The sequence below is a fragment of the Micromonospora sp. IBSANI012 genome, assembly GCF_052814045.1.
The window spans coordinates 5,627,902-5,642,736 of record NZ_CP199933.1; the positions used below are offsets into that span (position 1 = coordinate 5,627,902).

A 14,835-nucleotide genomic window follows, 5' to 3' on the forward strand; every position below is an offset into this window, starting at 1 on the left:
CGTGTACGTCTCCGCGCGCAGCGACTACGCGCTCCGGGCGATGCTCGCCGTCGCCGCCGCCTCGACCGGCGGCGACGGCGGGCCGGCGGGCTCGGAGTCGCCGACGGGATCCGTCCCGGCGGGCGGGTCGGCTGCTTCCGCCGGCTCCCCGTCCGGGCCGTCCTCTGGGCCGGCGAGCGGCCCGGGGGCGTCGGGCGGGGCCGGCGGCGAGCTGGTGAAGGCGGCGGCGCTGGCGGAGAGTCAGGGGATCCCGCTCAGCTTCCTCCAGGGCATCCTGCTGGACCTGCGCCGGGCCGGGCTGCTGCACAGCCACCGCGGCACCGAGGGCGGGTACGCGCTGACCCGGCCCGCCGGGGAGATCAGCGTCGGGGACGTGCTGCGCGCCGTCGGCGGCTCGCTGACCACGGTGCGCGGCCTGCCGGCGGAGGACGCCGGCTACCACGGGGTGGCGACGGGGCTGCGCGACGTCTGGCTCGCGGTGCACGGCGCGATCGCCGTGGTGGTCGACCGGACCACGCTGGCCGACCTGCTGGTCCGCCGGGAGCGTTCCGCCATCGGGTGACGGCCGGTCGGTCCTCCCCCCGGAGCCCGACCGGCCACCCCCCGCGCCGGCCCCTCGCCGGCCGCGGTCCCGCGACCGCCCCCCGGCCAGCCGGAGGTCGGTCCCCCGCGTGCCGGCCCCTCGCCGACCGCGGTCCCGGGACCATCCCCGGCTAGCCGGAGGTCAACTCCACCGCCGGGCCGGCCGAGCCGGCCGGGCTGCGCAGTTCCACCAGCCCGGCCGGGGCGGCGCGCCCCGGCCTCGGGTGCCAGGGCGCGAACGCCGCGACCATGGCGAGCACCAGCCCCGCGCCCGCCACCGCTAACACCACCAGCAGCTCGCGCACCGCCCCCGAATCGGCGTCGCCCGCCATGGTCACCCCTCCCGTGCCCGGCCGCCCCCGGCCGGATCTTCCCCCCGGTACAAGCTTCGATCAGGCAGCGGCCTCGGGACAGTCGCCGATCGGACCCAACCTCGCCTGTTTGCCGACTCAGCCGGCCGAACGTTCACCCAGCGTGGCCGTCCGGCCCCGCCACGTCGACGATCTTCGGCGATCCGCGGCTGGGCCGGACGGGACGGGAAACGGAAACAGCGGCCGCGCGACCGCCGTCGGGCGGTGCGCGGCCGCTGCGGGCCGGAAAAGGTCAGGCGGTACGCGGGCGGCGCGGGCGCCGGGAGCGGCCCGAGGCTCGGTGCGCGGAGCGCGCGCCCTCCCCGCCACCGTTGGCGGTACGCGCGGCCGGTGCCGGCTGCGGGACGGCGATGGTCACCGGCACGCCGGACGGCTCCCGGGCACCGGTCACCCGGGCCAGCGACCCGTCGTTGAGGCGTACCTGGGTCGACTGCGGCTTGATCCCGGCGACGCTCATCAGCCGGGAGACGTCCCGGCGCTGCTCGGGCAGGACCAGCGTGACCACGGTGCCGGACTCGCCCGCCCGGGCGGTACGACCGCCCCGGTGCAGGTAGTCCTTGGCCTCGGTCGGCGGGTCCACGTTGACCACCATGTCTAGCCCGTCCACGTGGATGCCCCGGGCCGCCACGTCGGTGGCGACCAGGGCGGTCACCTGGCCGGTGCGGAACTGCTCCAGGATCCGGGTGCGCTGCGGCTGGGACTTGCCGCCGTGCAGGGCGGCGGCGCGTACCCCCTTGGCCAGCAGCTGGCGGGCCATCCGGTCGGCGCGGTGCTTGGTGGCCATGAACATGATGGTGCGGCCCTCACGGGCGGCGATCTGGGTGAGCGCGGCCGGCTTGTCGGCCGCGTCGACGTGCAGCACGTGGTGCGTCATCGCGGTCACCGTGGCGGTGCCCGGGTCGACCGAGTGCGAGACCGGGTTGCTCAGGAAGCGGCGGACCAGTTTGTCCACGCCGCCGTCCAGGGTGGCGGAGAAGAGCATCCGCTGGCCGTCCGGGGCGACCTGCTCCAGCAGCTTGGTGACCTGCGGCAGGAAGCCCATGTCGGCCATCTGGTCAGCCTCGTCCAGCACGGTGATGGCGACCTGGTCGAGGCGGGCGTCGCCCCGGTTGATCAGGTCGTGCAGCCGGCCGGGGGTGGCCACCACGACCTCGGCGCCGGAGCGCAGGGCGTCCGCCTGCCGCTGCAACGACAGGCCGCCGACCACGGTGGCGCAGCGCAGCCCGACGGCGCGGGCGTACGGGGCGAGGGCGGTGGTGACCTGCTGGGCCAGCTCACGGGTCGGCACCAGCACCAGCGCCAGCGGGCGACCGGGGCGGGCCCGGCGGCCGGCGGTACGCGACAGCAGCGGGAGCCCGAAGGCGAGCGTCTTGCCCGAGCCGGTACGGCCCCGGCCGAGCACGTCGCGGCCGGCGAGCGAGTCCGGCAGGGTGGCCGTCTGGATCGGGAACGGCTCGGTGATGCCCTGCGCCGTCAGCTCGGTGAGCAGCGCCGGCGCCAGGCCGGTCGCGGCGAAGGTGGGAATGGTCATGGTCATGCAGAAATGCCTTCCTCGACGCGGCACGTGTCGAGGGAGGGCGCCGGTGAAGCGGCGCTGTCGCCGGCGGGAAAGATCCGCCACGACTCACAAGCACGAACCGAAGGGGTACAGGCCGGTCCGCCGCAGCACGCCACTCCCGCCGGAGCGGGGGGCGGCGCGGCGGACCGGTCCCGTCACCGCGCCCGGAGGGCGCGGAGGGTGTTACGGGTCGATCCGAAGATCAGGGTGTTACGGGTTGATCCGAGGATCAGAGCGGGCGGATGTTCTCCGCCTGCGGGCCCTTCTGGCCCTGGGTCACCTCGAACTCGACCCGCTGGTTCTCGTCCAGGCTCCGGTAGCCGGAGGACTGGATCGCCGAGAAGTGGGCGAAGACGTCAGCGCCGCCGCCGTCCGGGGTGATGAAGCCGAAGCCCTTGTCAGCGTTGAACCACTTGACGGTGCCAATAGCCATGTGTTCTGTCTCCTTGACGGAACGTCGAACCCGCACCTGTTGCGGACTCGAAGAGGAGCGCTCCGCGCGGGAATGCGCGAATCGCTTGTCGCTTCTGGTCGCCCCGCCCGGAGAACTCCGGACACAACAAAGAGCGCCTGGGGCCACAATCCGCCAGGCGCACACAGAGTCTCTGGAAACCAAAACTGCAACAGGACGAACCTATCACGGATTGCCCGGCGCGCCACCCCCGGCCGGAAATTCGGGTACGCCGCCGATCAACGCGGTGAGCCCGTCGGCGTCGAGCAGGTCCGTCGGCCGCACCGTCACGCCCTCCCGGACGTAGTGGAAGGCCGCGCCGACCCGATCGACCGGCACCCCGGCCAGCTCGGCCCAGGCCAGCCGGTAGACGGCCAGCTGCACCGCCGCCACCTCGGCCTCCCGGCCGGTGGGCCGGCGGCCGGTCTTCCAGTCGACCACGTCGTACCGGCCGCCGGGGCGGGCGAAGACGGCGTCCATCCGGCCCCGGACCACCACCCCGGCGAGCACCGTGGCGAACGGCACCTCCACCTCCACCGGCACCCGCTCGGCCCACTCGCTGGCCAGGAAGCGCTCCTGCAACTCGGCCAGCGCCTCGTCCGGCGCGGCGTCCGCGTCGGCCGCGCCGGGCAGCTCGTCCACGTCGAGCAGCCGGTCGGCGCCGAAGCGCTGCTCCAGCCAGGTGTGGAAGGCGGTGCCCCGCCGCGCGTACGGGTTGGGCTCGGTCGGCATCGGCCGGCGCAGCGTCCGGGCCAGCGCCTCCGGGTCGCGGCGCAGCGCCACCAGCTGGGTCACCGACAGGTGCCCGGGCAGCGCCACCTCCACGGCTTCGGCCTGCCGGAGCAACTCGGCCCGCTCGGCGAGGAGCAGGTCGGCCTCCCGCCGCCAGCGCACCACCTCCGGGTCCTCGACGTCGACCTCCGCACCGGCCGGCACCGCCGCGGCCACGGCGATGTCGCCGGCGGAGCCACGGACGGTCGGTCGGGTCCCGCCGGCGGCCGGCGCGGTTCCGGCGGCCGGAGGCTCCGTCCCGGCGGCCGGAGGCTCCGTCCCGGCGGCAGAGGGCGCGGTCTCGCCGACAGGAGGCTCGGTCGCGGCGGCAGAGGACTCGGTGCCGTCGGCAGAGGGCTCCGTCCCGGCGGCAGAGGGCTCGGTGCCGTCGGCGGCCGGCGGGCGGTCCCCCGGCACACCGGCGGAGACGACGGCGGGCGGTTCGCGGCGGGCCGCGGCGGGGTCGGCGAGGAACCGGCGGACCAGCCCGGCGGCCTCGGCCAGCGCTGGCCGGCGGGCGCCCAGCGGGTCCGCCGGCCACTCCGCCCGCAGCACCATCTCGGTGGTCGGGTTGACCGCGTCCCCGGCCGGCTCGGGCGCCCAGGCGTCGACCAGGTGCCCGGTCGCGCCGTCGAGGCAGGCGTCGTGCACCTCGCGGAGGAAGACCGACGGGCCCCGGAAGCGTTTTGTCCCCTCCCCCCACCAGTAGCCGGAGCAGAGCAGCAGCCGACGCGGCCGGGTCACCGCCACGTACGTCAGCCGGCGCTCCTCCCGCTCGTCGTGCGCCCGCCAGGCGTCGGTGAAGTCCTCCAGGGCCCGGGCCACCCCGCGCTGGTCCTCCGCCCCGGCCAGGCCCAACTCGGGCAGCCCGTCCGCGTCGCCGCGCAGCGGGAACGGCAGCACTCCGAGCCCGCCCAGCCAGTGGTCGGAGTTGCGCACCGGCCCCGGCCAGACTCCCCGGGTCAGCCCGGCGACCGCCACCACGTCCCATTCCAGGCCCTTGGCGGCGTGCGCGGTGAGCACCTGCACGGCGCCCTCGACCACCTCCACCTCGCCGGGGGCCAGACCGCGCTCCTCGTCCTCGGCGGCGGCCAGGTAGGCCAGGAACCCGGCGAGGGTGGCCCCCGGGGTCTCGCCGCTGAACCGGGCGGCCACGTCGCCCAGGGCGTCCAGGTGGCCGCGGGCCAGCCCGGCGTCGCCGGCGCCGTCCCGGCCGGCCCGGACCGCCACCTCCACGTCCAGGCCGATGGTCCGCTCGATGTCGGCGATCAGCTCCGGCAGGGTCTGGTCCAGCCGGTAGCGCAGCAGCGCCAGTTCCATCCCGTACGCGCGCAGCCGCGCGTAGCCCTCGGCCGAGTACGCCTGCGCCGGCCCGAGGTCGGCCAGCGCCTCGACCAGCGTCGCCTCGTCCAGCACGTCCACCGCGATCTCCGGCCCGTCGTCGCCGGTGAGCCGGTGCCGCGCCCGCGCGATCGCCCGGGCGCGCCGGTGCAGCGCCACCAGGTCACGCGGCCCGATCCGCCAGCGCGCGCCGGTGAGCAGCCGCAGCAGCGCGGCCCCGTCGGTCGGGTCGGCGAGCACCCGCAGGGTGCAGACCACGTCGCGGACCTCGGGAGTGTCCAGCAGGCCGCCCAGGCCGACCACCTCGACCGGCAGGCCGCGGGCCCGCAGCGCCGCCTCGATCGCCGGGATCTGGCTGCGCAGCCGGACCAGCACGGCGGTGGTGGGGCGCTGCGGCACCGGGATGTGCTCGGGCAGCGCCCCCGGCAGTCGGGCGGCGCCCCGCCAGGCGCCGAGCACGCTGTCGGCGATCCAGTCCGCCTCGTCGGCGTACGTCTCGAGCAGCGCGCAGTGGACGGTGCCGGCGGCGTGGCCGCCCGGGCTGCGGTGCGGGATCGGGTCCCGGACGCTCAGCGCCGCGCGCAGCTCGGGCACCCGGGCGCCGGCGGCGCGCAGCGGCAGGGAGAGCGCGTTGGCCACGCCGAGGATCTCCGGCCGGTTGCGCCAGCTCGTGGTGAGGCTCAGCACCTCGGCCGGGGTGCCGTCGGCGAGGGCGAACTCCGTCGGGAACCGCTCCAGGGTGCCGGCGCTGGCCCCGCGCCAGCCGTAGATGGACTGGCACGGGTCGCCGACCGCGGTGACCGGGTGGCCGCCGCCGAACAGGGCGTTGAGCAGCACCACCTGGGCATGGCTGGTGTCCTGGTACTCGTCGAGCAGCACCACCCGGAAGCGGTCCCGCTCGACCGCGCCCACCGCCGGATGGTCGCGGGCCACCCGCGCGGCCCGGGCGAGCTGGTCGGCGAAGTCCATCGCCTCGAAGTCGTCCTTGCGCCGCGCGTACGCCCGCACCAGCGGGAGCAGCTTCAGTCGGGTCTGCTGGAGCTGCAACGCCTTGCGCACGTCGGCGTAGACCCGGCCGGGGCGGGACTGCACGTCGGCGAAGAACCGGCCGGTCCAGGCAGCCAGCTCGTCCGGGTCGACCAGGTGCTCGTCCAGCTCCCCGGCCAGCGCCAGCACCGCGTCGGTGATGGTGCTGGGCATCCGGTCGACCTCGGACATGTCGCCGTCGTAGTTGCGCACCAGCAGGTCGACCAGCTGCCAGCGGGACGCCTCGGTGAGCAGCCGGGTGGTCGGCTCGTACCCGGCGCGCAGCCCGTGCTCGGTGACGATCCGGCCGGCGTACGAGTGGTAGGTGGAGACGGTCGGTTCGCCGGCGAGCGGGTCGTCCAGCGGGTCGCGCCCGCGCCGGCCCAGCCGCCGGACCAGCTGGTCGAGCCGGGTACGCACCCGGTGCGCCAGCTCACCGGCCGCCTTGCGGGTGAAGGTGAGGCCGAGGATCTGCTCCGGCCGGACGTACGAGTTGGCGACCAGCCAGACCACCCGGGCGGCCATCGTCTCGGTCTTGCCCGATCCGGCGCCCGCCACCACCAGCAGCGGTTCCACCGGCGCGGCGATGATCGCCGCCTGCTCCCGGGTCGGGGCCGGCAGCCGGAGCAGCTTCGCCAGCTCGACCGGGGTGTAGCGGGGCCCGGCGTCGGCGGCCCGGGGCGCCGGGGCGGCGGTGCTGAACAGGGTCGGCTGGGTCACCGTTCCGCCTTCGCTCGCGCCTGCCTGGCTCGCAAGCTCACTCCTCGCGCTCCCGGTTCCGCTTTCGCTGGCACCTGCCGGGCTCGCCCACTGCGTGCGGTCACGGCTCCTCCGGGGTGCGGGTCGCCGGGGGCTCGACGACCTGGCGCCCCTGCCCCGAGACCGGGCAGCTGGTGCGCACCGGGCAGACCCGGCACTTCGAGTTTGCGACCGCGGCGAAGGTGGCGGCGGCCATCGTATCGGCGGTGCGCCGGACCAGGGCGGTGGCCCAGCCGGCCTCCGGCCCCTCCCCGGCGGCGGCCTGAGCCTGCTCCTTGGCGTCCTTCGCCCCCGTGCCGAGCTGCACCAGCGCCGCACCGCCGGACTCCTCGCCGAACTCGGCGAACGCCCCCGCCTCCACCGCCGCCTGGTACGCCCCGAGCTGCGGGTGCTCGGCCACCTCCCGCTCGGTGACCGCCGTCGACTTGCCGGTCTTCAGGTCGATCACCACGAGCCGGCCGTCGGCGTCGACCTCCAGCCGGTCGACCCGGCCGGTCAGCTCGACCGGGCGGGTCGGGTCGTCGAGGCGGACGGCGAACTCGTGCTCGATGGCGAGCAGCCGGCGCGGGTTGCCGGCGAGCCAGCGCAGCAGCTTGTCCACCATGGCCTCGGCGCGGGAGCGTTCCGGACCGACCATCCAGCGGGCGGCCAGCTCGATCGCGTCGAACCGGGCGGCGACGTACTCCAGCAGGGCGGTGCGGTCGGCGCTGGCGTCCTCGGCGAGCATCGCGGCGGCGTGCACCAGGTTGCCGACGCCCTGCGCGGCGCTGGCCGGGCCGCTGCCACCGTGCCGTTCCAGCAGCCAGCGCAGGCTGCACCGCAGCGCGCTCTCCATCGCCGACGGGGTGACCCGGACCGGCTCGCCCTCGTCGACCAGCGGCCGGTCGTCGGAGAGGCCGCGCAGGCCCCACCAGTCGTCCGGGTGGGCGCCGGGGATGCCGGCGGCGGCCAGGCGGGCCAGCTCGGCCGCCGCCGCGCGCCGCCGGGCGGGCGGCGCCGCCGGGTCGGTGACCGCGGTACGCAGCTCCGCCACCAGCGCGGACAGGGTGAGCGCCCGGGGCGGACGCCCGACCGGCAGTTCCCCGGGTTGATGGGGCTCGTCGTCGTCCACGGCCGACGACACGGTGGCGCCGGGCCGGGCCGCTGCCGCCGGGGCGGTCAGGGCCGCGCCGTCGCCCGGCCGGTCAGGGGCGACGCGGCCGGTCACCGCTGCACGGTCACCAGGCTGGTCCGGGGCCAGGGCGGTCGCTGCGGCACCGTCGCCCGGTCGATCCGGCGTCCGGCCGGTCGACTCCGAGCTGATCGGCTCCGAGCCGGTGGGCCTCGAGGTGGTCGCCTTCGGATCGGGCACCGGGCCGGTCGGCTTCGGGCCGGGCACCGGGTCGGTCGGCGCGGGGCCGCCGGCCCCGGTCGCGGGTGGTTCGGTGGTGCCCAGCTCGTGCAGGAAACGGCTCGGCTGCTCCTCGTGGTCGTCGCCGCCGACCGCCGCCGAGGCGACCGCGGTGACCAGCAGCCGACGCCGGGCCCGGGTCACCGCGACGTGGAAGAGCCGACGCTCCTCGTCGAGCAGGGCCGAGGTCTGGCCGACCAGGCTGGCCCGGGCGCCGGCGCCGTCGGCCCGGCCGGCGAGCACGTCGACCAGTCGCTCGGAGCCGAGCAGGCTGCCGCGCAGCCGCAGGTCGGGCCAGATCCCCTCCTGGACCCCGGCGACGGCGACCAGGTCCCACTCCAGTCCCTTGGCCGCGTGGGCGGTGAGCAGCCGGACGGCCTCGCCCCGGTCCGCGCTGGCGGCCAGGGTGTCGGCCGGCAGGTCCTGGCCGAGGACGTGGTCGAGGAAGACCTCGGTACGCGCGCCGGGCAGCCGGTCGGTGAAGCGGGCGGCGGCGTCGAAGAGCACCATCACCGCGTCGAGGTCGCGGTCGGCGGCCTCGGCCCGCCAGCGCTGGGCGGTCTCGTGCTCGCCGGTGGCGGCCCGCCCCCGGTTGATCGCCCCGGCCCAGCGCTCGGCGAGGCCGCTGGCCCGCCACACCGCCCAGAGCACGTCCTCGGCGGTGGCACCGGGGGTGGCCGCCGCCGTCCGCGCGGTGGCGAGCAGCTCGGCCACCGTCCGGGCCGGCTCGACCCAGCGCCGGTCGATCGCGGCCAGCTCGGCCGGGTCGCGCAGCGCCTCGACGATCAGCTCGCCGGAGGGGCGGCGGTCGCCGGCGGCCAGCGCGAGCGCCCGCAGCCCCTGGCGCAGCCGTCGCTCGGCGAGCGGGTCGGCGCCGCCCAGCGGCGAGTGGAGCAGGGCGACGGCGGTCTCCTCGTCCAGCCGGTCCGGCTCCAGCGCGCAGCGCAGCAGGAGCAGCAGCGGCGCCACCGCGGGTTGCAGGTGCAGCGGCAGGTCCTCGCCGTGCACCACGGTCGGCACCCCGGCGGTGTGCAGGGCGCGGCGCAGCGAGGGCAGGTGCAGGTTGGTCGAGCGGACCAGCACCGCCATCCGCGACCAGGGCACCCCGTCGAGCAGGTGCGCCGACCGCAGCGCGTGCGCGAGCCAGGCCGACTCGCTGGTGCCGGAGCGGAACGTACGCACCTGCACCGTGCCGGGCGGCGCGTCGGGCAGCGGGTGCAGGGCCCGGTGCGCGGCCGGGCCGCGCAGCCGCCGGGCCAGCCGCCCGGTGGCGGCGAGCAGCCCCGCCCCGGCCCGGTACGACGTGGTCAGCACGACCTGCGCGGCCGGCGCGCCGGAGGCCGTCCGGAACCGGTGCGGGAAAGTGTGCACCACGGCCGGGTCGGCGCCGCGGAAGGCGTACGTGGAGGAGTCCGGGTCGGCGAAGGCGACCAGGGGCTTGCCGCCGCCGGCGATGACGGCGAGCAGTTCCTGCTGGGCGGGGTCGGTGTCGGCCAGCTCGTCGACGTAGACGTGGGCCAGCCGGCGCCGCTCGGCCGCCAGCAGCTCGGGGTCGTCGAGCAGCATCCCGGTGGCGGCGCGGACCAGCTCCGCCGGGTCGTACGCGATCGAGCCGCGGTTGGCGACGTCGCGCAGGGCGAGCACGGCGACGTACTCGCGGAGGAAGCGGGCGGCGGCCGGCCAGTCGGCGCGGCCGAGCTTCTCGCCGAGCCGGGCCAGCTCGACCGGCCCGACACCGCGCTCGGCGGCCCGCATCAGCAGGTCGCGCAGCTGGCCGGCGAAGGCCCGGGTACGCAGCGCGGGGCGCAGGTCCTCCGGCCAGCCGACCGGGTCGTCGCCGGGCTCCTCGCCCACCACGTCGAGCAGCTCACGGATGATCAGATCCTGCTCGGGGCCGGTGAGCAGCCGGGGCGACGGCTCGCCCCGCTCGGCGGCGGCGCGGCGGAGCAGCCCGAAGGCGTACGCGGGGAAGGTGCGCACCAGCGGCTCGCGGACCACCCGGTGACCGGCCCCGGCGATCCGCGCCTCGATCCGGTGGCGCAGGTCGGTGGCCTGCCGCCGGGCGAAGGTGAGCACCAGGATCCGCTCGGGGTCGACCCCCTCGGCCACCCGGGCGGCGACCGCCTCGACCAGGGTGCTGGTCTTACCGGTGCCCGGGCCGCCGACGACCAGCATCGGCCCGTCGGTGTGGCCGACGATCTCCGCCTGGAGCGGGTCGGTCAGCCGGACACCGGGATGCGCGCCATCGACCGCCGACCCCTCGGACCGCGGCCCCCCCTCGACGCCCGCGCCCGCCCGGCCGTGTCCCTGGATCGCCCCGCCGGCTGGACGGTCCCCCCGAACCGTCGCGGCGGACCGCTCCGCCCCCGGGCCCGGTCCGGCAGGCCGGCGCACCAGCCGGTACCCCTGCACCCCCACATCCCACCACGCCCCTCCGACACCCACCCCGCCCCCACCCCGCCGGACTTTTGTCGATCATGAAGTTGTTGCCACGACACGCCGATATGGACGGTGACAACTTCATGATCAACGGGCGGGGGCTGGGTTCAGGTGAGGCGGGATTCGAGGAGGTCGAGGGCGGCGGGGACGGTGTCGGCGATCAGGAGGAGGTCGAGGCCGGCGGGCTTGAGGAAGGTCTGCTCGGCGAGGGTGGCGAGCCAGTCCAGCAGCGGGCGGTAGAAGCCGTCGGTGTCGACCAGCACCATCGGCTTGGCGTGCAGGGCCAGCGTGGCGGTGGTCCAGACCTCGAAGAGCTCGTCCAGGGTGCCCAGCCCGCCCGGCAGGGTGAGGAAGGCGTCCGACTTGTCGACCATCAGCGTCTTGCGGCTGGCCATGCCGTCGGTGACCAGCAGCTCGTCGGAGGCCAGGTCGGCGACCTCCAGGTCGACCAGCGCCTGCGGGATCACCCCGAGGGTGCGCCCGCCGGCCGCCCGCGCGCCGTCGGCCAGGGCGCCCATCATCCCGACGCAGCCACCGCCGCTGACCACCGTGTGTCCGCGCCGGGCGAGTTCCGCACCCGTCTCGGCCGCCAACTCCAGCCAGCGCCGCTCGAGGGTACGGGAGGAGGCGCAGAAGACGCAGATCGCCGCCACGGCTCAGTCCCTCCGGCCCGCACCCGACCCGGTCGGGCCGGCCGGCCCGCCGCCCGGTGCGCGGTTGCCCGCGCTGTCCGCGGCGGCCTGCTGGTCGGCGGCGGCCCGGGCGACGGCCTCCTCGCGTACGGCCTCCTGCTCGGCGGAGAGGGCGGCCTCGGCCTCGACGATGTGCCGGACGGCGGCGTCCACGTCGTCGGTGAGGCAGATCAGGTCCAGGTCGACCGGCCCGATCTTGCCCTCGGCGGCCATGGTGTCCCGCAGCCAGTCGAGCAGCCCCCGCCAGTACGCGGTACCCATCAGCACCACCGGGAACCGGGTGACCTTGCCGGTCTGCACCAGGGTGAGCGCCTCGAAGAGCTCGTCCATGGTGCCGAAGCCGCCGGGCAGCACCACGAACGCCTGGGCGTACTTGACGAACATGGTCTTGCGGGCGAAGAAGTACCGGAAGTCGATGGCCAGGTCGACCCAGTCGTTGAGCCCCTGCTCGAAGGGGAGTTCGATGCCGAGCCCGACGGAGAGCCCGCCGGCGTCGCTGGCCCCCCGGTTGGCCGCCTCCATCACACCCGGCCCGCCGCCGGTGATCACGGCGTAGCCGGCCCGGGCCAGGGCGGCGCCCAGCTCCTCGGCCAGCCGGCACTCGGGGCTGTCCGGGTTGCTACGGGCCGAGCCGAAGACGCTGACGGCGGGCGGCAGGTCGGCCAGGGTGTCGAAGCCCTCCACGAACTCGGAGAGGATCCGCAGCGCGCGCCAGGCGTCCTTGGTCTTCCAGTCGCCCCGGCCCCGGGAGTCGAGCAGCCGCTGGTCGGCGGTGCTGGTCGGGATCGCGCCGCGGCGCAGCGTGACCGCGCCCCGGTGCCGCTCCGGATCGCGGCCCGGCTGCCGCCCGTTGCTCTGACTCATGGGAGCAACCGTAGTGGAGCGGCACCGGCCGGGTGTGGTGCCCGGCGAGCCGGAGAAATAGTTCGCGATCTTGGGCAACTAATTCTGTCGCTCGTACGTCTTACTATTCACATACCGGGTATGCCCCGGCCACGCGCCTTCGGGGGAGGAGCAAGCGTGATCAACAACAACGAGCGGATCCGGATCCGCCGGCAGATGCAGCGGCGCATCCGTGACGTGGTGGCCGAGCGCCGCCGTGCCCGTCAGCTGGAGTCCCCGGCGGCACCGACCGCCGACCCCGAGACCACCGACTCCCCTGCCCTGACCACCGCCTGACCACCCACCGCACCCCGCCGGCCCGCCGGCACTCGGCGGTGATCAAGAGGTTTGCGTCACCCTGAAGGGCCTCTCCTGACGCAAACCTCTTGATCACCGAGCCGAGGCGAGTCCAGCCGGGGCGCGGGCGAGGCCGGGCCGCGCGGCGGGGGGTCAGGCGGAGGCGAGCCAGCGGTGCAGGGTCGCGGCGCCGTCGCGGATCTTGGTGATCTCGACGTGCTCGTCCTTGTGGTGGGCCAGGTTGGGGTCGCCGGGGCCGAAGTTCAGCGCCGGGATGCCCATCGCCGCGAACCGGGCCACGTCCGTCCAGCCCAGCTTGCCGATCGGCGCGGCGCCGACGGCGGCGAGGAACTCCTGCGCGGCGGGCGACTCCAGGCCGGGGGCCGCGCCCGCCGCCGCGTCGGTCACCGTCAGGTCGAAGCCGGCGAAGACCTCGCGCAGGTGCGCCTCGGCGGCCGCCGGGTCACGGTCCGGGGCGTACCGGTAGTTGATCTCGATCTCGCAGCGGTCCGGGACGACGTTGCCGGCCACCCCGCCGGCGATCCGCACCGCGTTCAGTCCCTCACGGTAGTCGCAGCCGTCGATGGTGACCCGTCGGGCCTCGTACACCCCCAGCCGGCGCAGCACCTCGCCCGCGCCGTGGATGGCGTTCACCCCGTGCCAGGACCGGGCGGCGTGGGCGCGCTCGCCGTGCGTGGTGACGACCGCCCGCATGGTGCCCTGGCAGCCGGCCTCGACGATCCCGTACGTCGGCTCCAGCAGCACCGCGAAGTCGGCCTCCAGCCACTCCGGGTGCGCCTGCGAGACCAGGGTGAGCCCGTTGTACCTCGACTCGATCTCCTCGGCCTCGTAGAAGAAGTACGTCACGTCGTAGCGCGGATCGGGCAGGGTCATCGCCAGGTGCAGCGCGAACGCCACCCCGGACTTCATGTCCGAGGTGCCGCAGCCGTACATCAGGTCGCCGCGCATCGTCGACGGGAAGTTGTCGTTCAGCGGCACCGTGTCCAGGTGGCCGGCGAGCACCACCCGGGACGCCCGGCCCAGGTCGGTACGGGCCATCACCGTGTTGCCGTGCCGGAACGTGGCCAGGTGCGGCACGCCCAGCAGCACCTGCTCGACGCAGTCGGCGATGGCCTTCTCATTGAGGGAGACGGACTCTATGTCGACCAAGGCGCGGGTCAGGGCCACCGGATCAGCCAAGACCTCGGGGGTCAGCGGGTTCTCCATGCTGGGCACGGTACCGTCAAATTCGGTGCGCGCGGGCAGTGAGCCCGCCTGCCCCGCAGCCGCGAACGAGAGGTGTAACAGTGACGTCCGCAGTACCCGCCTGGGGCATCGGCCTGGCCACCGTCACCGCTGACGACCAGGTGCTCGACACCTGGTACCCGACCGGCAAGCTCGGACTCGGCGAGCTGCCGCTGGTCCCCGGCGAGGACCAGGCCGACGTGCTCGACCTGCCGCCGGGCGCGATCGGCGGGCGGGCGCTGCCGGGTCTGCGTACCGTCGAGGTCACCACCGTGATCGGCTCGCTGGACGACCCGATCAAGGACGCCGCCGACGCGTACCTCCGGTTGCACCTGCTCTCCCACCGCCTGGTGCGGCCCAACGAGGTCAACCTGGACGGCATCTTCGGCAAGCTGGCCAACGTGGCCTGGACGTCGGCCGGGCCGTGCCCGCCGGAGCGGGTCGACGAGCTGCGGGTGATCGAGCGGGCCGCCGGCCGGTACCTCGCGGTGTACGGAGTGGACAAGTTCCCCCGGATGACCGACTACGTGGTCCCCTCCGGCGTGCGGATCGCCGACGCGGACCGGGTCCGGCTCGGCGCGCACCTGGCCGCCGGCACCACCGTGATGCACGAGGGCTTCGTCAACTTCAACGCCGGCACGCTGGGCACCTCGATGGTCGAGGGGCGGATCGTGCAGGGCGTGCTGGTCGGTGACGGCTCCGACATCGGCGGCGGGGCGTCGATCATGGGCACTCTCTCCGGCGGCGGCACCGAGAAGGTCAGCATCGGCGAGCGGAGCCTGATCGGCGCGAACGCCGGCGTCGGCATCTCGCTCGGTGACGACTGCGTGGTCGAGGCGGGCTGCTACATCACCGCCGCGTCGAAGATCACCCTGCCGGATGGCCGGGTGGTCAAGGCCCGCGAGCTCTCCGGCGTGGACGGGCTGCTCTTCTGGCGCAACTCGGTCACCGGCGCGCTGGAGGCGAAGCAGCGCACCGGCAAGGGCATCGAGCTGAACGCCGCCCTGCACGCCAACGACTGACGGACCGGT

Annotated in this window: 11 protein-coding genes; 3 read left to right on the forward strand and 8 right to left on the reverse strand. The window is 75.6% G+C overall.

Annotation, left to right across the window (positions count from 1 at the left end; translation table 11 throughout):
- Position 1: 1 nt before the first annotated feature.
- Positions 2 to 562, forward strand: coding sequence for an RrF2 family transcriptional regulator (locus ACTWM8_RS26005; RefSeq protein WP_446211276.1), 561 nt, complete (start codon positions 2 to 4; stop codon positions 560 to 562).
- A gap of 151 nt (positions 563 to 713) precedes the next feature.
- On the opposite strand, the gene ACTWM8_RS26010 is transcribed toward ACTWM8_RS26005, so the two are convergent.
- The 7 genes from ACTWM8_RS26010 to ACTWM8_RS26040 form a co-directional block, all read right to left on the reverse strand.
- Positions 714 to 914, reverse strand: coding sequence for a hypothetical protein (locus ACTWM8_RS26010; protein WP_088964417.1), 201 nt, complete (start codon positions 912 to 914; stop codon positions 714 to 716).
- A 271-nt stretch (positions 915 to 1,185) separates the two neighbouring features.
- Entirely contained in the window at positions 1,186 to 2,490 is a 1,305-nt protein-coding gene (locus ACTWM8_RS26015; RefSeq protein WP_446211277.1) for a DEAD/DEAH box helicase, read from the reverse strand.
- 250 nt (positions 2,491 to 2,740) lie between these two features.
- A complete protein-coding gene (gene cspE / locus ACTWM8_RS26020) occupies positions 2,741 to 2,944 on the reverse strand; it encodes a transcription antiterminator/RNA stability regulator CspE (RefSeq protein WP_007464836.1) in 204 nt (67 codons plus the stop codon).
- A gap of 204 nt (positions 2,945 to 3,148) precedes the next feature.
- On the reverse strand, positions 3,149 to 6,820 hold the full coding sequence (locus ACTWM8_RS26025) for a UvrD-helicase domain-containing protein (RefSeq protein WP_446211278.1): 3,672 nt from the start codon (positions 6,818 to 6,820) through the stop codon (positions 3,149 to 3,151).
- Positions 6,821 to 6,920: 100 nt separating this feature from the next.
- The gene (locus tag ACTWM8_RS26030; protein WP_446211279.1) at positions 6,921 to 10,661 is read right to left on the reverse strand and encodes an ATP-dependent helicase; all 3,741 of its coding nucleotides are present in this window, start codon (positions 10,659 to 10,661) and stop codon (positions 6,921 to 6,923) included.
- Between the two features lie 134 nt (positions 10,662 to 10,795).
- Positions 10,796 to 11,341, reverse strand: a complete 546-nt coding sequence (locus ACTWM8_RS26035; RefSeq protein WP_446211280.1) for an LOG family protein — start codon at positions 11,339 to 11,341, stop codon at positions 10,796 to 10,798.
- Between the two features lie 3 nt (positions 11,342 to 11,344).
- Complete coding sequence (locus ACTWM8_RS26040; protein ID WP_446211281.1) at positions 11,345 to 12,244, reverse strand: LOG family protein; 900 nt, start codon at positions 12,242 to 12,244, stop codon at positions 11,345 to 11,347.
- A gap of 156 nt (positions 12,245 to 12,400) precedes the next feature.
- On the opposite strand from ACTWM8_RS26040, the gene ACTWM8_RS26045 reads away from it, so the two are divergent.
- A complete protein-coding gene (locus ACTWM8_RS26045; RefSeq protein ID WP_172894209.1) occupies positions 12,401 to 12,559 on the forward strand; it encodes a hypothetical protein in 159 nt (52 codons plus the stop codon).
- A 153-nt stretch (positions 12,560 to 12,712) separates the two neighbouring features.
- Here ACTWM8_RS26045 and dapE read toward each other — a convergent pair whose 3' ends face one another.
- Complete coding sequence (dapE, locus tag ACTWM8_RS26050) at positions 12,713 to 13,786, reverse strand: succinyl-diaminopimelate desuccinylase (RefSeq protein ID WP_446211282.1); 1,074 nt, start codon at positions 13,784 to 13,786, stop codon at positions 12,713 to 12,715.
- 80 nt (positions 13,787 to 13,866) lie between these two features.
- Here dapE and dapD point away from each other — a divergent pair, with 80 nt between their 5' ends.
- Positions 13,867 to 14,826: a 2,3,4,5-tetrahydropyridine-2,6-dicarboxylate N-succinyltransferase gene (gene dapD, locus ACTWM8_RS26055; RefSeq protein ID WP_446211283.1), complete on the forward strand. Its 960-nt coding sequence runs from the start codon at positions 13,867 to 13,869 to the stop codon at positions 14,824 to 14,826.
- The last annotated feature ends 9 nt before the right edge of the window (positions 14,827 to 14,835 follow it).